This is a genomic window from Rathayibacter sp. AY1C2, from assembly GCF_002931195.1.
Classification (GTDB): Bacteria; Actinomycetota; Actinomycetes; order Actinomycetales; family Microbacteriaceae; genus Rathayibacter.
This window is the reverse complement of record NZ_PSWG01000010.1, coordinates 84261-106768: the sequence shown is the minus strand read 5'-3', so window position 1 is coordinate 106768 and position 22508 is coordinate 84261. Positions and strand designations below refer to the sequence as shown.

Sequence of the window (22508 nt, the reverse complement as noted above, 5' to 3'; positions counted from 1 at the left end):
CTCCCTCGGGAGCAGCCGGGGGTGCGGGGGCTCAGCCCGCGCGGGGCGGGGCGCCCGGTCCGGCGCTGATCTGCAGGGTGATCTCCGCGCCCCGGGAGACGCGCGACCCGGCGGGCGGGTTCGTCTGCGCGACCGTCCCTGCCGGGCGGTCGGAGGGGACCGGAGAAGTGTCGACGCGGACCGTGAAGCCGACGGAGCGCAGGCGTGCGGCCGCCGCAGAGGGGCTCTGGCCGGTGACCTGGGGCACGGCCTCCTGCGGAGCGTCGACGAGCGAGCGGACCGGAGCCGGGAACGCCGTCCCGCCGTACTTCGCGTCGGCGACGCGCATGATGCGCGGCCAGATCTGGTGGCGCACCTGACCGGCGTTCACCCGGTTGAGACTGAATCCGCGCATGGAGGTGAAGCCGGTCACGTTGCCGACCCAGGTGGCGGTGGCGACCTCGGTGCTCGCGCCGACCATCCACGTGTGCAGCGCGTCGTCCGTGGTGCCGGTCTTGCCGATGTGCGGCACCCCGGTGCGGGGGTTGGAGGGGGCGCCGGTGCCGCCCGTCACCACTTGCTGCAGGGCGTAGCCGGCGGTCGCGGCAACCTCCTCGGACATCCCCTGGCTGCACTCGGAGGCGGGCGGCGCGACGTCCGCGCCCGTGCGGTCGACGATCCGGTCGATCGCGATGGGCGTGCAGACGGTGCCCTTGTTCGCGAAGCCGGCGAAGGCCGTGGCCATCGTGAGCGGAGCGATCTCGTTGGTGCCGAGGATGGTCGGCGCGAGCTTCTGCAGCTCGGTCCCGTCGGCACGGTGCACGCCCATCGCCAGCGCCGTGTTGCGGATGCCGCAGAGGTCCAGCTGCTGGGCCATGGCGGCGAACGAGGTGTTGATCGAGCCGGTCGTGGCCTGCAGGGCCGTGGTCACTCCTCCGTTGCCGCCCTCGTCGTTCCCGGGGTTCCAGGACTCGCCGTAGTAGACGCCGTCGGGCTCGCAGCTGTCACGGAAGGTCGTGTAGGCGCGGCGGGTGCCGTCGACGCTCTCGCCGAGCGAGTGCCCCTCCTGCAGCCACTCCGCGAGGGTGAACACCTTGTAGGTCGAGCCGACCTGGAATCCCGAGGAGCCGCCGTACCCGAAGTCGGTGTTGTAGTTGACGCTCGTGTAGTTGGGGCCCGTCAGGTCCGGATCGTTGGAGTAGTCCTTGTTCTGGGTCATCGCGAGGATGCGGCCGGTGCCGACCTCGACCGAGACGCTCGCGCTGCCGATGTTCACGTTCGCCATCGACTTGGGCACCCAGTCGTCGGTGGCCGAGACGGCGGCCTGCTGCAGGTCGGAGTCGAGGGTCGTGTAGATCCGGTAGCCGCCGCGCTTGAAGGTGGCGTCGCGCTCGTCCTGGCTCGCACCGAACGCGTCGTCGTTCTTGATGACCCAGGTGACGTAGTCGCAGAAGAAGGCCGCGACTCCGGCCGTCTGGCAGCCGGTGCTCGGCTCGGTGATGTTCGGCGTCACGGGCTCGGCGACGGCCGCCTGCGCCTGCTCGGACGTCACCTTCGACTCGAGGTCCATGCGGGTGACGATGTAGTCGCGCCGGTCCCGGGTCTGCGGGTAGCCCTCCGCGGCGGGGTTCGCCGGGTCGCCGGGCCGGTCGAAGCGGAACTTCTCGGGGTTGTTCACGATCGCGACGAGCGCGGCGGACTGCGCGAGCGAGAGGTCCTTCGCGCTCACTCCGAAGTAGTAGCGGGCGGCCGCCTCGACGCCGTAGACGGTGCCGCCGAACAGGGCGATGTTGAGGTAGCCCAGCAGGATGTCGTTCTTCGGATACTCCTTCTCGAGCCCGATGGCGAGCCGCATCTCGGCGACCTTGCGCTCCGGAGTGGTCTCCGTGGCCTCGCGGTAGGCCGCGTCGCGCTCGATCGGATCGCTGAGCGCCTCCGCCTTCTGCACGAGCACGTTCTTGACGTACTGCTGCGTGATGGAGGAGCCGCCCTGGACGTCCCCGCCCATGGCCGTCGTCGCGGCCGCGCGGACGGTGCCGAGCAGATCGATGCCGCCGTGCTCGTAGAAGCGGGGGTCCTCGGAGGCGACCACGGCGTCCTTCACGAACGGCGAGATCTCGTCCCAGCCCACCTCGACGCGGTTCTGGGCGTAGAAGGAGGCGAGCAGCACGTCGCCGCCGGAGGAGTCCTTCGCGTACACGTCGCTCTTCTCGGCGAGCGTGCCGATCTCGAGGTACTCGGGGAGGTTGTCGAACATCTCCACCGTGTTGCCGGCGGCCATGCCGCTCAGCGCAATCGCCGGCGTCACCGAGGCGGCCACCAGGACTCCCGCGACGACGCTCATGGCGACGATGCCGATCAGACCGCCGACGGCGCCCCCGATAGTCTTCACGACTCTGGTCCCGCCCTGCCCCGACATAGAATCAGCGTAGTCGCCGCGCTCGGACGAGCCGCGGCGCTCATCCCGCCGACGCGCGGCGCTCAGCAGTCGTCCCGCACCGGCCGCACCCGAGGAGAGCCATGTCCGTCCCGCGCTGGGAGTACATCACCACCCCGCTGATGATCCACAACACCACGGCGATCCTGAACACCTGGGGATCCGAGGGCTGGGAGCTGGTCCAGATCGTGACCGGTCCCGAGGGCGGCCTCGTCGCGTACCTCAAGCGCCCCGTCGCCGAGGCCGGCGCGTGATCGCCGAGCGCCTCGCGGAGCTCGGCGTGGAGCTGCCCGCGGTCGCGGTCCCCGCCGGCGCCTACGTCCCCGCCGTCGTGCACGGCGGCCTCGTCTACACGGCGGGGCAGATCCCCTTCGTCGACGGCGCTCTGCCGCTGGTCGGCAAGGTCGGCGACGAGGTGTCGCCCGAGCAGGCGAAGGAGCTGGCCCGCACCTGCGCCCTCAACGCGCTCGCGGCCGTCGCCGACGCGATCGGATCGCTCGACCGGGTGACGCGGATCGTGAAGCTCACCGGCTTCGTCGCGTCCGCCTCCGGCTTCACCGGGCAGCCCGGCGTGATCAACGGCGCCTCGGAGCTGCTCGGCGACGTGTTCGGCGAGCCCGGCCGTCACGCGCGCTCGGCCGTCGGGGTGGCGGAGCTGCCCCTCGGCGCTCCCGTCGAGGTCGAGCTGATCGTCGCCTTCGACTGACGCACCGCCCCCTCCGGCCCACACGGCGGGAGGGGGCGGCGCCCGGTCAGTCCGCGGCGATCGCGGAGGAGATCACCGCCATCACCTGCGTGTCCGCGAGCGTCGTCGTGTCGCCCACGGCACGTCCCTCCGCCACGTCGCGCAGCAGCCGGCGCATGATCTTCCCCGAGCGGGTCTTGGGCAGCTCCTGCACCACGAAGATCCGCTTCGGGCGGGCGATCGCGCCGATGTGCTCGGCGACGTGCGCCTTCAGGGTGGCCTCGAGCTCGTCGTGTCCGTGGGCCAGCGCCTCGGCCTGGCTCGCCTTCGCGATCACGAACGCGACCACGGCCTGGCCGGTGGTCTCGTCCGCGGCTCCCACGACGGCCGCCTCGGCGACGACCGGGTGCGAGACGAGGGCCGACTCGATCTCGGCCGTCGAGAGGCGGTGGCCGGAGACGTTCATCACGTCGTCCACGCGCCCCAGGAGCCAGAGGTCGCCGTCCTGATCACGACGCGCCCCGTCGCCCGCGAAGTAGCGGTCGCCGAACTTCGACCAGTAGGTCTCGACGTAGCGCTCCGGGTCGCCCCAGATGCCGCGCAGCATCGCCGGCCAGGGCTCGGTGATCACGAGCAGTCCGCCCTCGTCGGCGCCGACCGGCGTCCCGGAGTCGTCGACCACGTCGATCGAGATCCCCGGCAGAGCTACCTGCGCGGACCCGGGCTTGAGAGTCGTCACCCCGGGCAGGGGGGACACCATCATCGCGCCGGTCTCGGTCTGCCACCACGTGTCGACGATGGGGGTGCGGCCGCCGCCGATGACGTCGCGGTACCAGACCCACGCCTCCGGGTTGATCGGCTCGCCGACCGATCCGAGCAGGCGCAGGCTCGAGAGGTCGAAGCGCTGCGGGATCTGCCGGCCGAGCTTCATGAAGGAGCGGATCGCCGTGGGCGCCGCGTAGAGGATCGTCACGCCGTGCTTCTCGACGATCTCCCACCAGCGGCCGGGATGCGGGCTGTCCGGAGTGCCCTCGTACATCACCTGGGTGGCGCCGTTGGCGAGCGGGCCGTAGACGACGTAGCTGTGCCCGGTGATCCAGCCCACGTCCGCGGTCGACCAGTAGACGTCCGACTCGGGGTGCAGGTCGAAGACCGCGCGGTGCGTGAAGGCGACCTGGGTGAGGTACCCGCCGCTGGTGTGCAGGATGCCCTTGGGCTTCCCGGTCGTGCCGCTGGTGTAGAGGATGAAGAGGGGCTGCTCGGCGGGGAACGGCTTGGCGACGTGGTCGGCGTCGACCGCCACGATCTCCTCGTGCCACCAGAGGTCGCGCCCCTCGTGCCAGGCGACCTCGTTGCCTCCGCGGCGCACGACCAGGACGTGCTGGACGCTGGACTCGCCGCCGAGGGCGAGCGCGGCGTCGACCGCCGGCTTCAGGGGCGAGACGGCGCCCTTGCGCCAGCCGCCGTCGGCGGTGATGACGAGTGTCGCCTCCGCGTCGTCGATGCGCGCGCGCAGGCTCTCGGCGCTGAAGCCGCCGAAGACGACGGAGTGGACCGCCCCCAGCCGGGCGACGGCCAGCATCGCGATGACCGCCTCCGGGATCATGGGCAGGTAGATCGCGACGCGGTCGCCGGCGCGGACGCCGAGGCTCGTGAGCAGGTTCGCGGCGCGCTTCACCTCGGCGGTGAGCTCGGCGTAGGTGATCGAGCGGGAGTCGCCGGGCTCGCCCTCCCAGTGCAGGGCGACGCGGTCGCCGTGGCCGGCCAGGACGTGGCGGTCGAGGCAGTTGTAGGCCACGTTCAGCTCGCCGTCGTCGAACCACTTCGCGAACGGGGGCTCGCTCCAGTCGAGGGTGCGCGTGAACGGTCGGTGCCAGTGCAGGAGCTCGCGGCTCCGGTCGGCCCAGAAGGCGAGGCGGTCGGCCGCGGCCTCGTCGTAGAGCGCGGCGGTCGCGACCGCTCCGGCGGCGAGATCGGCCGGCGGCGGGAACCGGCGGGTCTCGTGGAGGAGGTTGTCGATGGCGTTCCGGTCGGCGGCCGGGGCGTCGGGGGGAGTGGACATCTGCGATTCGCTCCTTCGCGAGTGAGACGTTCGCCGGCCCGCGCGGTCGGCGTCGCACCACCGTAGCGCCCGCCTCCAGCGGGGATCGCCGAGCGCCGCAAGCTGAGTGCGGGGCGGGTGTCGGATAAGAGTCCGCAGAGAACAGGATCCGGGCTTGGCGAATCGCGATCCGTCCCCTACAGTTGCATACGGCCGAATGAACTTCGGCCCAGCGGCGCAAGTGATTCCCCCCAATCCAGCGCCGCCGAGGCGGCACCTGTTCCCCCCAATGGGTGCCGCCCCCTTCTTCCCGCCTGATCCGGCGGACGGACGCCCCCGCTCGAGCCCTGCTCGCGGGGGCGTTTCCGCGTCGCCGGGACGTCTCCTCGTCGACTGGGCTTCTCTGCGCCGTGGGGCCCCTCCTCGGAGCGGCTCCCTGCCGAGAGCCCCGGGCCGCCCCTGCGCTCGCGTCCGGCCCGGGTCGTTCCTCCACAGGCGCCGACGCGGGCGTCTCTCCTCCGATCGGGCAGGGAGCGCCCCGGCGCGCGGAACGGGCTCCTAGCGTGCCGGGATGACCCGCGACTTCGTCCCCCTCGTCCCCGCCGAGCACCGCCGCGACCCGCTGCCGGTGCGGCCCGCCGCCGCCGGTCTCGGGCTGCTCGCGCCGCACGCCGCGGATCCCGCGGTGACCGACCTCTTCGTGAACGGCGGCGCGGGCCTCTGGATCGACCGGGGCGGTGGTGCGGAGCGGGTTCCGGAGTGGACGCTCGACGCTGCCGGAGCACGGCGGCTGGCCGTCGCGCTGGTCGCGGCCGGTGGACGGCACGTCGACGAGGCGAGCCCGTGCGTGGACGTCAGGCTCCGCCACGGGGTCCGCGTGCACGTCGTGCTGCCGCCGGTGGCGACCGGGGGAGCGCTCGTGTCGGTGCGGGTGCCGCGGTCGGACTCCTGGACGCTCGGGGAGCTGCAGGCGGCCGGGATGCTGGACGACGACGGAGTGCGGCTTCTGCGCCGGGCGGTCCGCGAGCGGTGGAACCTGCTGATCACGGGAGCCGGTGGATCAGGCAAGACCACCCTGCTCGGTGCCCTGCTCGGGTGCGCGGCGCCGACCGAGCGGATCGTCGCCATCGAGGACGTCGGCGAGCTCCGGCCGGCGCACCCGCACGTCGTCTCGCTCGAGGCTCGGCAGCCCAACCTCGAGGGCGCCGGTGCCGTGGGCCTGGACCGGCTCGTGCGGGAGGCGCTGCGGATGCGTCCGGACCGCCTGGTCCTCGGCGAGTGCCGCGGCGTCGAGCTGCGCGAGCTGCTGTCCGCGCTGAACACCGGGCACGACGGCGGTGCGGGGACCCTCCACGCGAACTCCCTCGAGGACGTGCCCGCGCGTCTCGAGGCGCTCGGGGTCCTCGCGGGACTCGGGCCCGAGGCGATCGCCCGCCAGACGGTCAGCGCGATCGACCTGGTGCTCCACCTCGAGCGCCGCGACGGGCGGCGGCGGCTGGCGGCATCCGGGACGTTCGCGCTCGACGCGGCCGGCCGCCTGAGGGTCGAGGACGGGTCGCTCCCGAGCGCCTCGAGGTCGAGCGCGTGACGGGCCGCGACGGGCTGGACGAGGTCGCGGCCGTCGTGCACCGACTGGCCGTCCTCCTCGCGGCGGGAGTGGCTCCCGCGTCGGCCCTCGGGCATCTCGCGGGGGCGGAAGGGGCGGACAGCGGGGACGCGCGGCGGCGGCGACTGCTCCGGGCGGTGTCGGAGGAGGCCGGCCGCGGGGGCGACGTGACGGAGGCGCTGCTGCGCGGGACGCCGGTTTCGCGGCGGAGCGGCTCGGAGCGGAAGCGGCCGCGACGGCGAGCGCCGGACACCGGTGAGGCGACCGCGTGGGCGGCGCTGGCCGCCGCGTGGCGGGTGGCCGCCGACTCCGGCGCGCCGGTCGCCGCCGCTCTCGGCGAGCTGGCGGAGTCCCTGCGCGAGCTGGCGCGCGCCCGCCGGGACATCGAGGTGGCTCTGGCCGGTCCCTCCGCCACCGGGAGGGTCGTGAGCGCGCTGCCGCTGGCGGCGCTGGGTCTGGGGGCACTGCTGGGCTTCGACGTGGTCGGCGTGCTCCTCGGGACGGTGCCCGGTGCGGTCTGCCTGGTCGGGGGAGCCGGGTTGATGGCGGCCGCGCACGCGTGGACGCGGCGCCTCGTCCGAAGCGCGGCCCCGGCCGATCCGGCGCCCGGGCTCGCGCTCGACCTCCTCTCGGTGGCGCTGGCCGGTGGCGGCTCGATCGAGTCGTCGCGCGCCCGGGTCGTGGCGGCGCTCGCCGAGTGCGGGCTCGACTCGGGCGAGCGCGTGTTCTCCGACGCGGACCCGGTGCTCGCCCTCTCCGCGGCGGCGGGCGTGCCGGCCGGACGCCTGCTCCGGAGCGAGGCGGCTCTGGTCCGGGCACGGGCGTCCTCCGGGGCGCGGGAGCGAGCCGCTCGGCTCGGCGTGACCCTGATGCTGCCGCTCGGGATCTGCGTGCTGCCGGCGTTCCTGCTGCTCGGAGTGGCTCCGATGGTCGTCTCGGTGCTGCTCTCGACGTTCTCGGTGGCGGCGTGACGCGGTCGACCGCTCCTCCACAGGGGCGGGACCGGGAGGCGTCTCCACGGATCGGCCGGAGGGTCGATCGGTGGGATCGGGAGTCCGCGATCCTCGGAGGAGGGGCGCGGAGCGGGGCGGAACGGAGCAGGACGGATGAGAAGTGACACGGCGATCAGCGGCGGGGGAGTCTCCCGGAGTCGAGGACTCGGTAGGAGCAGGGATGCGGGAAGTGGTGTGCCCGGAACGAGCCGGGGCTCGAGGAGCGGCGGAGGTGCGGCGTCCGGCGGAGGAACGGGCATCGACGTCTCCGCGGGGCGCGTCGAGTGGCGCCGACCCGGGTGGGGAGGTCTCGGCGCTCTGGGCGACGAGGAGGGGTCGGCGACGGCGGAGTACGCGATCGCGACGATGGCCGCGGTCGGTTTCGCCGGGCTGCTGGTGGTCATCCTCAAGGGCGACGAGGTGCGGAGCATCCTGACCGACCTGGTGACCCGCGCGCTCACCGCGGCGGGATGAGAGGCCTTCCGCTGCTGCGCGGGCGGCTCGTCCAGGAGGAGGGCTCGGCCACTGCCGAGCTCGCGCTCGTGCTCCCGGCGGTGGTCGCGGTACTGGCGCTGTGCCTGGGGTCGGTGGCGGCCTCGGCGCAGTACGTCCGGCTCGTCGACGCGGCCGCCGACGCGGCCCGGTCCGCGGCCCGGGGCGACGACCCCCGCACGCCGCTCGCCCGGGTGGCGGGGGCGTCGCTCACGGCGGGGGAGCAGGACGGACTGGTCTGCGTCGACGTCGCGGCCCGGCTGCGCCCGCTCCCGGCGGTGTCGCTCCCGGTCTCGGTCCGGTCCTGCGCGCTGGGCGGAGGCGGATGATCCGACGGCTCCCCGGGGCTGTCCGCGACCGGGAGGAGGGATCGGCCGCGGTCGTGGCGATCGGAGTCGTCGCGGGCACGATCCTGGTGACGGCCGCCGTGCTCGCCGGCTGCGCAGGAGTCGTCGGGCACCAGCGAGCGGTCGCCGCCGCGGACGCCTCGTCCCTGGCAGCGGCCGACGTCGCCTCCGGCCTGCTGACCGGGGATCCGTGCGGACGTGCCGCCGCCGTGGCCCGCGCGAACGGCGCCGAGCTCGTCCTCTGCGACGTCGACGGGGGCGTCGCGAGAACGGAGGCGGCCGTCGCCGCGGGTCCGCTCTCCCTCACGGCGCGGTCGAGGGCCGGCCCGCCGCCCTGAGGGCGGAGGCAGCAGCGGGCGTCGTCCGGACCGAGGTCCGGACGACGCCGCGGGAGCGCGTCAGTCGGAGGAGAGTCGCTGGTACCGGTACGCGGCGGCGGTCGGCAGGGCGCCCGCGCCCTCGTCGTGCTCGAGGCCGCCGGCGAGGAGGTAGATGTAGCGGGAGCCCGCCCTCGCCCCGGGGATCTCGAGGCGTGCGGCGGGGGCCTGATCGTCGCCGTATCCCCGGCGGAGGGTCTTGCCCTCCAGCGGTCCGTCGAGGAGCTTGGCCGTGTAGGCGGAGGTCGTGGTGGTGTGCGTCGTTGCCATGCCTCATCATGCGCCGATCGGCGCCGCGCGTCACCCCCGTCGTCGGCAGGCCGGGCAGGCGGCTCCGAGGCCGTGTCCAGCGTCCTCCCGAGGTCCCCGTGTCCTCGGGAGGGGGCAGGACGTCCGGGGTCAGTGTGTATGGTGTGCCTGTCGGGCGCCCCCGCCGATGGGGACGCGTCGCCGTTCCCCGCACCACGTCGCCGCGCACCGTCTCCCCGCAGCAAGGGGACGTCGGACCACTGGTCGTCCGACCCGACAGCACCAATCGAGGAGAACTGTGTCCGGCACGAAGAAGCTGGTGATCGTCGAGTCGCCGGCGAAAGCCAAGACCATCGCCCAGTACCTGGGCGACGGCTACGAGGTGCTCGCCTCCGTCGGGCACATCCGCGACCTCATCGAGCCGAAGAACCTCCCCCCGGAGCTGAAGAAGGGCCCGCTGGGCAAGTTCTCCGTCGACGTCGACAACGGCTTCGAGCCCTACTACGTCGTCTCCGACCAGAAGAAGAAGACGGTCGCCGACCTCAAGCGCGCGCTGAAGAACGCCGACGAGCTCTACCTCGCCACTGATGAGGACCGCGAGGGCGAGGCCATCGCGTGGCACCTCCTCGAGGAGCTCAAGCCCAAGGTCCCCGTGCACCGCATGGTCTTCCACGAGATCACGAAGGACGCGATCCAGAAGGCGCGCGACAACACCCGGGACATCGACACCTCCCTGGTCGACGCCCAGGAGACCCGCCGCATCCTCGACCGCCTCTACGGCTACGAGATCTCGCCCGTGCTGTGGCGCAAGGTCGGCCCCGGGCTCTCGGCCGGTCGGGTGCAGTCGGCCGCGACCCGCCTGGTGGTCGACCGCGAGCGGGAGCGCCTGGCGTTCGTGTCGGCGAGCTACTGGGACCTCGCCACCGTGCTCGCACCCGAGTCGGACGCCGCGGCGGGCTTCGACGCCCGCCTGGCGCGGCTCGACGGCAAGCGGATCGGAAGCGGCCGCGACTTCGACGACCGCGGTCAGCTGAAGGGCGACGTCACCGTCCTCGACGAGTCCACCGCCGGTGCCCTCGCCGAGGCGCTGCGCGACCCCGCCACCACGGTCCGGGTCTCGAACCTCGAGTCCAAGCCGTACTCGCGCCGCCCCGCCGCCCCGTTCACCACGTCCACGCTCCAGCAGGAGGCGGCGCGCAAGCTCCGCTTCTCGGCGCGCCAGACGATGAGCGTCGCGCAGTCGCTCTACGAGAACGGCTTCATCACCTACATGAGGACCGACTCGCCCGGGCTCTCGCAGCAGGCGCTGAACGCCGCACGCACTCAGGCCGCGTCCCTCTACGGAGCCGAGACCGTCCCGGACAAGCCCCGCCTGTACTCCGGCAAGAACAAGAACGCGCAGGAGGCGCACGAGGCCATCCGGCCCGCGGGCGAGACCTTCCGCACCCCGGACCAGCTCTCGGGCACCCTCCGCGGCAACGACCTCCGCCTCTACGAGCTCATCTGGAAGCGCACCGTCGCCTCGCAGATGGCCGACGCCAAGGGCTCGACCGCCACCGTGACGCTGCTCGCCGAGCCGGCCGGCGACGTCGCGAAGACCGCCGAGTTCACCGCCTCCGGAACCGTCATCACCTTCCGCGGATTCCTGCTCGCCTACGAGGAGGGGCGCGACGAGGAGCGTCACGGCGCCCGCGACGAGAAGGACGCCAAGCTGCCGGTGCTCGAGGTCGGCCAGAGCCTGGTCGTCGCCGAGGTCGAGGCCAAGGGCCACGAGACCTCGCCGCCCCCGCGCTACACGGAGGCGAGCCTGGTCAAGGCGCTCGAGGAGCTCGGCATCGGCCGGCCCTCGACCTACGCGTCGATCATCTCCACCATCGTCGACCGCGGCTACGTCACTCCGCGCGGGACCGCCCTCGTGCCCAACTGGATCGCCTTCTCGGTGGTCCGGCTGCTCGAGGACTTCTTCTCCGACCTGGTGGAGTACGACTTCACCGCCGAGATGGAGGGCGACCTCGACCGCATCGCCGGCGGCGAGGAGGACCGCGTCGCCTGGCTCAACCGCTTCTACTTCGGCGGAGGCACGCACCCCGGGCTCCGACACGTCGTGGACAACCTCGGCGAGATCGATGCGAAGAGCATCAACTCCGTCCGGATCACGGACGACATCACCCTGCGCATCGGCAAGTACGGCCCCTACCTCGAGGTGGCCCAGGAGGAGGGGCAGGAGACGCCGCGTCGCGTCAACCTGCCGCTCGAGCTGGCTCCCGACGAGCTCACGCCCGCCAAGGCGCAGGAGCTCGTCGACGCCCCGGTGCAGACCGACCGCGTGCTGGGAAGCAACCCCGACTCGGGCAAGACCGTCGTCGTCAAGGACGGGCGCTTCGGCCCCTACGTGACCGAGGTCGATCCGGAGCCGGAGACCGCGGCGGATCCCGCCACCGGGGAAGTCGTCGAGCCCGCGCCCGCGAAGCGCGGCGCGAAGAAGCCCGCTGTCGTGAAGCCGCGCACCTCCTCCCTCTTCAAGTCCATGGACGTCGCGTCGATCGACCTGGCGACGGCGCTGCGCCTGCTCGACCTGCCGCGCACGGTCGGCGACGACCCCGAGAGCGGCGAGCCGATCACGGCTCAGAACGGCCGGTACGGCCCGTACATCAAGAAGGGCACCGACAGCCGGTCGCTCACCAGCGAGGACCAGATCTTCGAGGTCGACCTGCCGACGGCGCTCGAGATCTTCGCCCAGCCGAAGTACGGGGCGCGACGCGCGTCGAGCGCGCTGAAGGAGTTCGAGGCGGACCCCGTCAGCGGCAAGCCGATCCGGATCCGCGACGGACGCTTCGGCGCCTACGTGACCGACGGCGAGACCAACGTCACGATCTCCAAGGGCCTCACGATCGAGGAGATCGACTTCGAGCAGGCGGTCCAGATGCTCGCCGACAAGCGCGCGAAGGGCCCGGCCAAGAAGGCTCCGGCCAAGCGCGCGCCGGCCAAGAAGCCCGCGGCGAAGACCACGGCGGCCAAGACGACAGCGGCCAAGACGACGGCGGCTAAGACGACGGCGGCCAAGACGACCGCGGCCAAGACGGCCGCGGCCGCCAAGAAGACGACCGCAGCGAAGAAGCCCGCCGCGCCCCGCGCCACCTCCGCGAGCCGCGCGGCCGCGGCGGCCGCCGCCGAGACGTCGGACGCGACCGAGTCGTGACCGGGCTGTTCGTCACCCTCGAGGGCGGGGACGGCGCGGGCAAGACCACGCAGGCCCGGCTGCTCGAGGAGTGGCTGGGCACGCGGGGCGAGACCGTCGTCCGCACCCGCGAGCCCGGGGGCACCGAGGTGGGCCTGCAGATCCGCGAGATCGTCCTGCACCACCGCGGCGAGATCGATCCGCGGGCCGAGGCCCTGCTCTACGCGGCGGACCGCGCCCAGCACATCGGGACGCTCGTGCGACCGGCGCTCGAGCGGGGCGAGGTCGTCGTGCAGGACCGCTACATCGACTCCTCCGTCGCCTACCAGGGAGCCGGGCGGGTCCTCGACGCCGTCGAGGTCCGGCGGCTCTCGGAGTGGGCCACCCACGACCTGAGGCCAGACCTCACCGTCCTGCTCGACCTCGACCCCGCCGTCGCGCGGGGCCGGCTCGACGCGGCCCGCACCCGCTTCGACCGGCTGGAGGCCGAGAAGGCGGAGTTCCACGGGCGCGTGCGCGAGGCGTTTCTGGCGATCGCCGAGACGGACGCCGAGCGCTTCCTCGTCGTGGACGCCGCTCTCCCCGTCGAGGAGATCGCGGCCGCGGTGCGGGAGCGGGTCGCCGCGCTCCTCGACGGTGCGTCGGCTGTCGGTGCTCGCGGTTAGCCTGGTGGCATGACCGTCTGGAGCCAGCTCGTCGGGCAGGAGCACGCCATCGGCGCCCTGCAGGACGCCTCGACGCCCCGGGACGACCGTGGCCGGGAGTCGTCGTCGATGACGCACTCCTGGCTCATCACCGGCCCTCCCGGGTCCGGCCGCTCGAACCTCGCCTACGCGTTCGCCTCCGCACTGCTCTGCCGCCACGGCGGCTGCGGGGAGTGCCCCGACTGCCGCCAGGTCGCCGCCCGCTCCCATCCCGACCTCGCCGTGCTGACCACCGAGCGCGTGATCATCTCGATCGACGAGGTGCGGCGGCTGGTCAGCAGCTCGCAGTACTCGCCCTCGGTGTCGCGCTACCGCGTCATGGTCATCGAGGACGCCGACCGGATGAGCGAGCGCACGTCCAACGTGCTGCTGAAGGCGCTCGAAGAGCCGCCGGAGCGCACGGTCTGGATCCTGTGCGCCCCGAGCGAGGCCGATCTGCTCCCCACCATCCGCTCCCGCGTCCGCTCCGTGCGGCTCCGCGTGCCGAGCATCGAGGACGTCGCCGGTCTCCTCGAGCGCCGCGACGGGGTCGACCCCGAGACCGCCGAGCGCGCCGCCCGCCAGGCTCAGAGCCACATCGGGATGGCGCACCGCCTGGCGACCGACGCGAACGCGCGCGAGCGCCGCGAGGAGACGCTCCGCATCGCCCTGCGCCTCCGCGGCGTCTCGGACGCGGTGCTCGGCGCTGCGCGGATGATCGAGGTCGCGACCGAGGACGCCAAGGCGATCACCCTCGAGCGCGACGAGGCCGAGCGGCAGCAGGCGCTGCGCTCGCTCGGCGTCGAGCCCGGGGGCACCGTGCCCGCGCAGCTCCGCTCGCAGCTGCGGGCGCTCGAGGAGGATCAGAAGCGACGCGCGACGCGGAGCCTCCGCGACGGCCTCGACCGGATCCTCGTCGACCTGCTCTCCCTCTACCGCGACGTGGTGCGCCTCCAGCTCGGAGCGCCCGGCGGCGTCATCAACGAGGAGGTCCGGACCGAGATGACCGCGCTCGCCGACGCGACTCCGCCCGACCGCACGCTCGCCGTCCTCGACGCGATCGCGACCGCCCGGCAGCGGATCGACGCAAACGTCTCCCCGGTCCTCGCTCTCGAGGCGCTGCTCGTCGTTGCGGCGCGCCGCCCGGTGGCCGCGTGAGGCGGGGGCGCCGGTCGGCCGTCGTCGTCGCGCTCGCCGCGGCCGCGTCCCTCCTGACCGGCTGCTTCGCGCCCGGCCCGAGCGTCGACCGGACCTCCACCCCCTATCCGCAGACCGTCGACGACTCGCTGGAGCGCTACTACTCGCAGGTGCTGGTCTGGGACGACTGCGGCGACGGCGCTCTCTGCACCGACGCGACAGTCCCGCTCGACTGGGACGACCCCTCGGGGGAGACGGCGTCGATCGCCCTGGTGCGCCGACCCGCGACGAAGGGACCGGCGATCGGCTCCCTGCTCGTGAACCCGGGCGGACCGGGAGCGTCGGGCGTCGACTTCATCCGCGACAGCGCCGACTACGCGGTCGACTCCGCGCTCGCCGCCCGGTACGACGTCGTCGGCTTCGATCCGCGCGGAGTGGGCGCCTCCACCGCGGTCTCCTGTCTCGACGCCGCGGGCCTCGACTCCTACCTCTACGACATCACGCCGGGGGAGCGGGGCAGCGACGAGTGGATCCAGGCGCAGCGCACGACCGCTGCCGCGTTCGCCGCCGCCTGCCAGGAGCGCAGCGGGCCACTGCTGCCCGAGGTCGGCACCCCGAGCGCCGCCCGTGACCTCGACGTGCTGCGCGCGGCGCTCGGCGACGAGACGCTGCACTACCTCGGCTACTCCTACGGCACGTTCCTCGGAGCGACCTACGCCGGGCTGTTCCCGGACCGGGTCGGCCGCCTCGTCCTCGACGGCGCTATCGATCCGGCGGCCACCTCGTTCGACGTGGTGCGCGAGCAGGCGAAGGGGTTCGAGAGCGCACTGCGCGCCTACCTCGCCGACTGCCTCCGCTCGGACGACTGCCCGTTCACCGGCACCGTCGACGCGGGGATGGCCCAGCTGAAGCGCATGCTCGAGGACGTGGACGCCTCGCCGATCCGGGCCGCCGACGGCCGGGAGCTCGGCGCGAGCACGCTGTTCACCGCGATCGTCTACCCGCTCTACGACGCCACGGCGTGGGGAGCGCTGAGCGAGATGCTGGCCGGCGTCCGCCGGGGCGACCCCGCGGTCGCGTTCCAGTACGCGGACGCCTACAACGGGCGCGACGCGGACGGCCGGTACGCGGACAACACCACCGAGGCGTTCCTCGCGATCAACTGCGTCGACTACTCCTACGACGCCGACACCGCCTCGATGCGCGCCGACGAGGCCGCTCTCGAGCAGGCCGCGCCGACCATCGGCCGCTACATGGCCTACGGCGACATCCTCTGCAGCGAGTGGCCGGCGGCGTTCGAGGGCTCCCGCGAGCCGATCACCGCGGAGGGCTCGGCGCCCATCCTGGTCGTGGGCACCACGAACGATCCCGCGACGCCCTACGTATGGGCGCAGGCGCTCGCGGGCGAGCTCTCCGCCGGTCACCTGGTCACCTACGACGGCGAGGGCCACACGGCCTACAACAAGTCGACGTCCTGCGTGAACGACGCGGTCGACGCGTACCTGCTCGAGGGGACCGTCCCGGAGGTGGATCCGCAGTGCTGACCGAGCAGGAGCGGTCCCGCGAGCAGCAGCCCGGGCTTCGCGAGCGCAAGCGCCTGGCCACGCGGCGGGCGATCGAGATCGCCGTCCTCCGCCTCGCTAGCGAGCGCGGGCCGGAGCGCGTAACCATCGACGACGTCTCGCGCGCCGCCGACGTCTCCACGCGCACCTTCTTCAACTACTTCGCCTCGAAGGAGGACGCGCTGGTCGGCGGGCTCCCGGTCATCGCCGACGAGACGGCGGCGGCGTTCGTCGCGGGCCGGGGCGCCGTGCTCGAGGACCTGCAGCGGGTCTTCGTCGCCGCGATGGAGGAGCCGCTCGAGGAGGACCGGGAGCTGCACGTCCTCCGCCGCGCGCTCTTCCGCGAGCACCCGCATCTGGTCGGTCTGAAGATCGCGGGCATGCGCGAGTTCGAGCTCGCGGTCGAGGGGCTCGTCGCCGAGCGTCTCGGCCAGGAGGACGACGACGCGGAGCGGGTGCGCAGCCGGGCGCGGATGCTGACGCTCCTCGGGCTCGCCGCCGTCCGCCACGCCTGGGCGGCCTGGGTCGATCACGACGGCCGGGAGGCCCTGCCCGGACGCATCGCCCGCTCCTTCGAGGAGCTCCGCGGCGCGCTCGCCTGAGCCGAGCGCGGCGGTCGCCGCCGCCGTCGCGGAGCCTCTGCTCGACCGCGCCGTCCTGATTCACGCCCGGGGGCGCGAGCAGGCTATGCTGTGTAATCGTGTCCGGGGCTCAGGCCCCGCGTGCACGCCGCCTTAGCTCAGTCGGCAGAGCGTCTCACTCGTAATGAGAAGGTCGTGGGTTCGATTCCCACAGGCGGCTCCCTCTCCCGTCATCCGCGACGTCCCGGCCGGATCCGCGAGTTCCCGGCCTCATCCGCGGCGTCCAGGTCGCGTCGAACTCGCGTCGCTACCCTGTTGCGGATGACCGACACGCCTCCTCCCCGCCGTCGCCGCACTCTCGTGGTCGCCGCGGTGCTCGTGGCCGCCGTGCTCGGTGGCGGCGCCTTCGGCGTGGGGACGGCCCTCGGCAGCGCCGCGGAGCCCGGGGCGCTGCCCGTCGTCTCGACCCCGACCGCCACCGCGACTCCCGCACCGACGCCGACGGCCACGGCGCGGCCCACCGCCGAAGCGGCGGCCGAGGCGCTCCGCACCTGCTCGGTGGCGGGGCTCGCCGCCGACCCGCGCCTGGGCTCGATGCAGGCGCGTGTGGTCGACGCCGCGACGGGCGAGGTCCTGTTCGACCGCGGGGGCGGGACCGCGTCCCGCACCGCCTCCGCCCTCAAGATCCTCACAGCCGCGTCGGCGCTCGCGGTCCTCGGCCCGGACACGCGCATCGCCACCACCGTGGTCCGCGGGAGCGAGCCCGGAAGCGTCGTCCTCGTCGGCGGGGGAGACCTCACCCTGACCCGGCTCCCGACCGGCCGGGAGTCGACCTACGCCGGAGCGGCCCACCTCGACGACCTCGCGGCGCAGGTCGAGAGCGCCTGGGAGGCGGACCCGTCCACCGCCGGGACGCCGATCACGTCGCTGGTGCTCGACTCCTCCCTCTACTCGGGCGAGACCTGGCAGCCGAGCTGGAACCGCAAGGAGCAGGTCGACGGCTACATGCCCGAGATCACGGCGCTCCAGGTGGACGGCGATCGCGAGGACCCCACGGCCTCGACCTCCGAGCGCGGCACGGATCCGGTCGGCCGGGCCGGAGAGGCGTTCGCCGACGAGCTGGACGGCTCGCCCGTGGTCTCCACCGGGACCGCTCCCGCGGGCGCCGCGGTTCTCGGCACGGTGGAGTCGGCTCCGGTCGGCACGCTCGTGCAGCAGATGCTGCTCGTCTCCGACAATGCGATCGCCGAGATGCTCGCGCGGCTCGTCGCGATCCGCACCGGCGCGGGCAGCGACTTCGCTGCCGAGCAGGCCGGTGTGCTGCAGGGGCTCGCCGGTTACGGCGTCGACACGTCCGGGATCGCGATCGTCGACGGCTCCGGCCTGAGCGACGACAACGCGGTCGCGCCGGCGTACTTCACCGAGCTGCTCCGGAAGGTGCAGGCCCGCGAGGGGCAGCTGGGGATCCTCCTGGACGGCCTGCCGGTGTCGGGCCGGACGGGCTCGCTCTCCTACTCCGACCGCTTCGCCGGCGACAACGCCGCGGCCGACGGCGCGGTGCGCGCGAAGACGGGCTGGATCGACACCGGCTACACACTGGCCGGCGTGGTCACCGCGGCGGACGGCACCGAGCTGACCTTCGCGGTCTACGCTCTCGGCGACGTCTCCGACTCGGCGAAGACCGCGATCGACACCCTCGTGACGGGCGTCTACCGCTGCGGCTCCTCGCTCTCCGACTCCTGACCCGGACGGGTCGACCTCCCGCTCCTCCTCTCCACCTCCTCCCGGAAGGCCCACGATGACCACCGCACTCCTGATCGTCGACGTGCAGAACGACTTCACCGAGGGCGGCGCGCTCGCCGTCACAGGCGGCGCGGCCGTCGCCCAGGGCATCACCGCGCATCTGGCGGCGCACGCCGACCGGTACTCCGCGGTGCTGGCCTCCCGCGACTGGCACGAGGGCGACTCCGACAACGGCGGCCACTTCGCGGTGGAGCCGGACTTCGTCGACAGCTGGCCCGTCCACTGCGTCGCCGGCACGGACGGCGCGCGGTTCCACCCGGCCCTGGACACCGCTCGGATCGACGTGCAGATCCTCAAGGGACAGGGCCGTCCCTCCTACTCGGCCTTCGAGGGCACGACGGAGGCGGGCGAGGAGCTCGGCGCCGTGCTCGCGGAGCGGGGCGTCACCGCGCTCGACGTCGTGGGACTCGCGACCGACCACTGCGTGCGCGCCTCGGCACTCGACGCGCGACGGGCGGGGCTCGAGGTCCGCGTGCTCGAGGACCTGGTCGCAGGCGTCTCCGAGGAGGCGAGTGCCGCGGCGCTGCGCGAGCTCACGGAGGCGGGAATCCGCGTCGAGCGGTCCGTCTGAGGGCTCGTCCCTCCACAGGGCTCAGGGAGGCGCAGGTCCTCGAGGCTCCCGGCGACCCCGCCCCCGGAGCGATCGCCCGTCCTACACTGGGAGGACGAGAAGCTCCTCCTGGCGCGGTCTGCGCGCTCCGATCCGAAGAAGTGGTTCCCTCCTGTGACTGATTCCGTCGCGTCCCGCGCCGCCGAGACCGCTCTGCTCGCCCGCATCCCCACGCAGCTGCTGATCGGCGGTGAGTGGGTGGACGCCTCCGGCGGCGGCTCGATCGACGTCGAGGACCCGGCCATCGGAGCGGTCCTGGTCTCGATCGCCGACGCGACTCCGGAGGACGGGGTCCGGGCGCTCGACGCCGCCGTCGCCGCCGGTCCGTCGTGGGCCGCGACGGCGCCGCGGAAGCGGGGCGAGATCCTCCGGCGGGCGTTCGACCTCCTGCAGGAGCGCACCGAGGAGTTCGCGCTCCTGATGGCGCTCGAGATGGGCAAGCCGGTCGCGGAGGCGAGGGGCGAGGTCGTGTACGGCGGCGAATTCCTCCGCTGGTTCAGCGAGGAGGCGGTGCGCATCAGCGGACGCTACGGAGTCTCGCCCGAGGGCAGCGGCCGGATGATCGTCTCGCAGCACCCGGTGGGCCCCTGCTACCTCATCACCCCCTGGAACTTCCCGCTCGCGATGGCGACGCGGAAGATCGCTCCGGCGCTGGCGGCGGGCTGCACCGTCGTCGTGAAGCCGGCCGAGCTCACTCCGCTCACCACGCTCGCCTTCGCGGCACTGCTCGCCGAGGCGGGGCTCCCCGACGGCGTGCTCAACGTGGTCACCACGTCCTCGGCGGGAGCCGTGTCGGCTCCGATCCTGTCGGATCCCCGCCTGCGGAAGGTGTCCTTCACCGGCTCCACGCCCGTCGGGCGCACGTTGCTGCAGCAGGCCTCCGAGAACGTGCTGCGGACCTCGATGGAGCTGGGCGGCAACGCGCCCTTCGTCGTGTTCGAGGACGCCGACCTCGACCGGGCGGTCGAGGGCGCGATGCTCGCGAAGTTCCGCAACATCGGCCAGGCCTGCACGGCCGCCAACCGCTTCTTCGTGCACGAGTCGATCGCCGAGGAGTTCGCCGCGCGGATCGTGGAGCGCGTGCGCGCTCTGCGCGTCGGCCGCGGCACCGAGGACGGAGTGACCATCGGCCCGCTGATCGACGAGCGCGCGGTCGAGAAGGCGTCCGCGCTGGTGGAGGACGCCGTCTCCCGCGGCGCGCGCCTGCTCACCGGCGGCGATCGGATCGAGGGGGCGGGCCACTTCTACCGGCCGACGGTGCTCGCGGGGGTCGACCGGGAGAGCGAGATCCTGCGCACCGAGATCTTCGGCCCGGTCCTCGCGATCGTGCCGTTCACCGACGAGGACGACGCCGTCGCGCTCGCCAACGACACCGAGTACGGACTGGTGTCCTACGTCTTCACGCGCGACCTCGCCCGCGGTCAGCGGATGATCGAGCGGCTCGCCACCGGGATGATGGGCCTCAACGTCGGCGTGGTGTCGAACGCGGCGGCGCCCTTCGGCGGGGTGAAGCAATCGGGCCTCGGTCGCGAGGGCGGACTCGAGGGGATCCACGAGTACCTCAGCACCAAGTACACGCTCACCCCCGACCCCTTCGCCTGATCCGGTGGAGCGGATCGAGGTCACCGCGCTCGACGACCCGAGGCTGCGCGACTACGCGCACGCGACCGACGTCGCGCTGAAGAACGCCCGCGGCCCGCACGGCCTGTACATCGCGGAGTCGGCGCTCGTGCTCGAGCGCGCGATCGCCGCCGGGCACCGGCCGCGCTCGGTGCTCGCCCTCGGCGGTTCGGCCGGCGAGGCCGAGCGCCTGGTCGGCCGCTTCGACGTGCCCGTCTTCACGGGCACGGGTGAGCTCCTGGCCGAGCTCACCGGGTACACCCTGCACCGCGGTCTGATCGCGGCGATTGACCGGCCCGTGCTGCCCGACCCGGCCGGCCTGCTCGCGGGAGCGCGCCGCGTCGTCGTGCTCGAGGACGTGGTCGACCCGACCAACGTCGGCGCGATCTTCCGCTCCGTCGGGGCCATCGGAGCCGATGCGGTGCTGGTGACGCCGCGCTGCTCCGATCCGTACTACCGCCGCGCCATCCGCGTGAGCATGGGAACGGTCCTCCAGGTGCCCTGGACGCGCGTCGGCGACTGGCCGTCGACGCAGCGGCTCCTGCACGGAGCGGGCTTCACGATCGCGGCGATGGCTCTGACCCCGGAGGCGGTGCCCCTGCGGGACTTCGCCGCCCGCGCTCCGGAGCGCGTCGCCCTCGTGCTCGGCACCGAGGGGCAGGGTCTCACCGCCGAAGCGCTCGCCGCCGCCGATGTCGCCGTCCAGATCCCGATGCGGCACGGAATCGACTCGCTCAACGTCGCTGCGGCGTCGGCGGTCGCGATGTGGGCGCTCGCCGAGCCCTCCTGAGAGGCGCGCCTGTGCCCCGTTGGGGGTGCCACTGGGGCGTGAGAGCGCGCCCAGCGCTCGCCGGAAGCATCGACTGCGCTACCGTGGCCGCACTCCCGCCCGCAGACGTCACGAACGAGGTCGTCCATGCTCCTGCGCACGACGCTCCGCCCGCCTGTCGCGCTGCTCGTCGGAGTCGCGCTCGCACTGAGCCTCACCGCCTGCTCCGGTCCCGCCGCGGAGGTGCCGGACGGGTCCGTGCGCGACTCGGGCTCCGTCGCGACCGCCGCCCCGGCGCCCACCGGCACAGCCGATCCCGAGAGCGGCGCGCGCATGACCCGCCTGATCAGCGACTGCCTCGCCCGCTACGGCCTGAGCGACCGGCCGCCGCTCGCGAGCCCGCTCGCGGAGGAGGAGGTCCGCCTGGCGGCGCAGCGCGCCCGTGACGCCTACGACGCCACCCTGACCGACTGCTCGGCGCAGGCGCTCGCGTCCGGAGAGCCGAGCAGTGATCCGACGGGGGAGCCCGGCAGCGAGCCGACCGACGAGCCCGACGCCGACTCCACCCCCGCTCCGGCGGGCTGACCGTGCGACTCGAGGGGACGTCCGCGCTGATCGCGGGGGGAGCATCCGGACTGGGAGCCGCGACGGCGACGGCGCTCGACGCCGCAGGAGCGCACGTGGTCGTGCTCGATCTGCCGTACGCGGTGGAGGCCGCGCGTCTGCCCGCCTCCGTGCAGCTGATCGCCGGGGACGTCCTCGATCCGGACGCCGTCTCGCGCGCCGTGGGGGCGGCGGGGGAGCTGCGCGTCGCCGTGAGCTGTGCGGGCGTGGCCACACCCGGGCGGCTGCTCGGACGCGACGGGCCACTGCCGCTCGAGCAGTTCGAGCGGGTGCTGCGGATCAACACGACCGGGACGCTCAACGTGCTGCGCCTCGCCGCGGCGTCGATCGCCGAGCGGGAGCCCGTCGACGAGGAGCGGGGAGTCTTGGTGACGACCGCCTCCGTCGCCGCGTTCGAGGGGCAGATCGGGCAGGCGGCCTACGCCGCGTCGAAGGGAGCCGTGGCGGCGATGACCCTGCCGCTCGCGCGCGAGCTCGCGGCCCGGCTCGTGCGCGTGGTGTCGATCGCACCGGGCACGTTCGACACGCCCCTGCTCGCCGGGCTGCCGGACAGGGCCCGCGAGGCGCTCGGCTCGGCGACGCCGCATCCGGCCCGCCTCGGACGCCCCGAGGAGTTCGCGGCCCTGGTGCGGCACATCGTCGAGAACCCCATGATCAACGGCGAGACCATCCGGCTCGACGGGGCCCTGCGGCTGCCGCCGCGCTGAGGGACGAGCGGGCGCAGGCTGCTGGTCGA

Annotated in this window: 21 protein-coding genes and 1 tRNA gene; 19 read left to right on the top strand and 3 right to left on the bottom strand. The window is 73.5% G+C overall.

Translation table 11 applies throughout. The annotated features are described in order from the left end of the window. Positions 1–31: 31 nt before the first annotated feature. Positions 32–2371, bottom strand: coding sequence for a transglycosylase domain-containing protein (locus C5C55_RS09430; protein ID WP_181067824.1), 2340 nt, complete (start codon positions 2369–2371; stop codon positions 32–34). A gap of 128 nt (positions 2372–2499) precedes the next feature. Here C5C55_RS09430 and C5C55_RS16585 point away from each other — a divergent pair, with 128 nt between their 5' ends. Next, positions 2500–2670, top strand: coding sequence for a hypothetical protein (locus C5C55_RS16585; protein ID WP_164861113.1), 171 nt, complete (start codon positions 2500–2502; stop codon positions 2668–2670). Next, positions 2667–3122 carry a RidA family protein gene (locus C5C55_RS09425; protein ID WP_219812178.1) on the top strand — a complete coding sequence of 152 codons (456 nt, stop codon included), beginning with the start codon at positions 2667–2669 and terminating at the stop codon, positions 3120–3122. The genes C5C55_RS16585 and C5C55_RS09425 overlap by 4 nt, the downstream gene beginning before the upstream one ends. 46 nt (positions 3123–3168) lie before the next feature. Here C5C55_RS09425 and acs read toward each other — a convergent pair whose 3' ends face one another. Then, positions 3169–5163, bottom strand: coding sequence for an acetate--CoA ligase (gene acs / locus C5C55_RS09420; protein WP_104233737.1), 1995 nt, complete (start codon positions 5161–5163; stop codon positions 3169–3171). Between the two features lie 550 nt (positions 5164–5713). Here acs and C5C55_RS09415 point away from each other — a divergent pair. The 5 genes from C5C55_RS09415 to C5C55_RS09395 all read left to right on the top strand — a co-directional run bounded on the left by C5C55_RS09415 (position 5714) and on the right by C5C55_RS09395 (position 8917). Next, on the top strand, positions 5714–6730 hold the full coding sequence (locus tag C5C55_RS09415) for a TadA family conjugal transfer-associated ATPase (protein WP_104233736.1): 1017 nt from the start codon (positions 5714–5716) through the stop codon (positions 6728–6730). Next, complete coding sequence (locus tag C5C55_RS09410) at positions 6727–7719, top strand: type II secretion system F family protein (protein ID WP_104233735.1); 993 nt, start codon at positions 6727–6729, stop codon at positions 7717–7719. The genes C5C55_RS09415 and C5C55_RS09410 overlap by 4 nt, the downstream gene beginning before the upstream one ends. A gap of 339 nt (positions 7720–8058) precedes the next feature. Next, on the top strand, positions 8059–8214 hold the full coding sequence (locus C5C55_RS17015) for a DUF4244 domain-containing protein (protein ID WP_258068897.1): 156 nt from the start codon (positions 8059–8061) through the stop codon (positions 8212–8214). After that, positions 8211–8561 (top strand): TadE family type IV pilus minor pilin, encoded by a 351-nt coding sequence (locus tag C5C55_RS09400; protein ID WP_104233733.1) that lies wholly within the window; start codon positions 8211–8213, stop codon positions 8559–8561. The genes C5C55_RS17015 and C5C55_RS09400 overlap by 4 nt, the downstream gene beginning before the upstream one ends. Then, complete coding sequence (locus C5C55_RS09395; protein ID WP_104233732.1) at positions 8558–8917, top strand: Rv3654c family TadE-like protein; 360 nt, start codon at positions 8558–8560, stop codon at positions 8915–8917. The genes C5C55_RS09400 and C5C55_RS09395 overlap by 4 nt, the downstream gene beginning before the upstream one ends. A gap of 60 nt (positions 8918–8977) precedes the next feature. Here C5C55_RS09395 and C5C55_RS09390 read toward each other — a convergent pair whose 3' ends face one another. After that, entirely contained in the window at positions 8978–9226 is a 249-nt protein-coding gene (locus C5C55_RS09390; protein WP_104222197.1) for a hypothetical protein, read from the bottom strand. A gap of 277 nt (positions 9227–9503) precedes the next feature. On the opposite strand from C5C55_RS09390, the gene topA reads away from it, so the two are divergent. From topA to C5C55_RS09330, 12 genes are all read left to right on the top strand, one after another. Continuing rightward, positions 9504–12404, top strand: a complete 2901-nt coding sequence (gene topA, locus C5C55_RS09385; RefSeq protein WP_104233731.1) for a type I DNA topoisomerase — start codon at positions 9504–9506, stop codon at positions 12402–12404. Beyond that, positions 12401–13048 (top strand): dTMP kinase, encoded by a 648-nt coding sequence (gene tmk / locus C5C55_RS09380; protein ID WP_104233730.1) that lies wholly within the window; start codon positions 12401–12403, stop codon positions 13046–13048. The genes topA and tmk overlap by 4 nt, the downstream gene beginning before the upstream one ends. A gap of 9 nt (positions 13049–13057) precedes the next feature. Then, entirely contained in the window at positions 13058–14224 is a 1167-nt protein-coding gene (locus C5C55_RS09375; protein WP_104233729.1) for a DNA polymerase III subunit delta', read from the top strand. Further along, complete coding sequence (locus tag C5C55_RS09370) at positions 14221–15747, top strand: alpha/beta hydrolase (protein WP_104233728.1); 1527 nt, start codon at positions 14221–14223, stop codon at positions 15745–15747. The genes C5C55_RS09375 and C5C55_RS09370 overlap by 4 nt, the downstream gene beginning before the upstream one ends. Beyond that, a complete protein-coding gene (locus tag C5C55_RS16580; RefSeq protein WP_181027157.1) occupies positions 15741–16367 on the top strand; it encodes a TetR/AcrR family transcriptional regulator in 627 nt (208 codons plus the stop codon). The genes C5C55_RS09370 and C5C55_RS16580 overlap by 7 nt, the downstream gene beginning before the upstream one ends. A gap of 126 nt (positions 16368–16493) precedes the next feature. After that, a tRNA-Thr gene (locus C5C55_RS09360) sits at positions 16494–16566 on the top strand. Positions 16567–16667: 101 nt separating this feature from the next. After that, complete coding sequence (gene dacB / locus C5C55_RS09355) at positions 16668–18089, top strand: D-alanyl-D-alanine carboxypeptidase/D-alanyl-D-alanine-endopeptidase (RefSeq protein WP_104233727.1); 1422 nt, start codon at positions 16668–16670, stop codon at positions 18087–18089. Positions 18090–18144: 55 nt separating this feature from the next. Continuing rightward, a complete protein-coding gene (locus C5C55_RS09350) occupies positions 18145–18720 on the top strand; it encodes a nicotinamidase (RefSeq protein ID WP_104233726.1) in 576 nt (191 codons plus the stop codon). Positions 18721–18873: 153 nt separating this feature from the next. Next, complete coding sequence (locus tag C5C55_RS09345) at positions 18874–20361, top strand: NAD-dependent succinate-semialdehyde dehydrogenase (protein WP_104233725.1); 1488 nt, start codon at positions 18874–18876, stop codon at positions 20359–20361. 4 nt (positions 20362–20365) lie between these two features. Next, positions 20366–21169, top strand: a complete 804-nt coding sequence (locus C5C55_RS09340; protein ID WP_104233724.1) for an RNA methyltransferase — start codon at positions 20366–20368, stop codon at positions 21167–21169. Between the two features lie 126 nt (positions 21170–21295). Further along, entirely contained in the window at positions 21296–21733 is a 438-nt protein-coding gene (locus C5C55_RS09335; RefSeq protein ID WP_104233723.1) for a hypothetical protein, read from the top strand. A gap of 2 nt (positions 21734–21735) precedes the next feature. Further along, on the top strand, positions 21736–22479 hold the full coding sequence (locus tag C5C55_RS09330) for an SDR family NAD(P)-dependent oxidoreductase (RefSeq protein ID WP_104233722.1): 744 nt from the start codon (positions 21736–21738) through the stop codon (positions 22477–22479). The last annotated feature ends 29 nt before the right edge of the window (positions 22480–22508 follow it).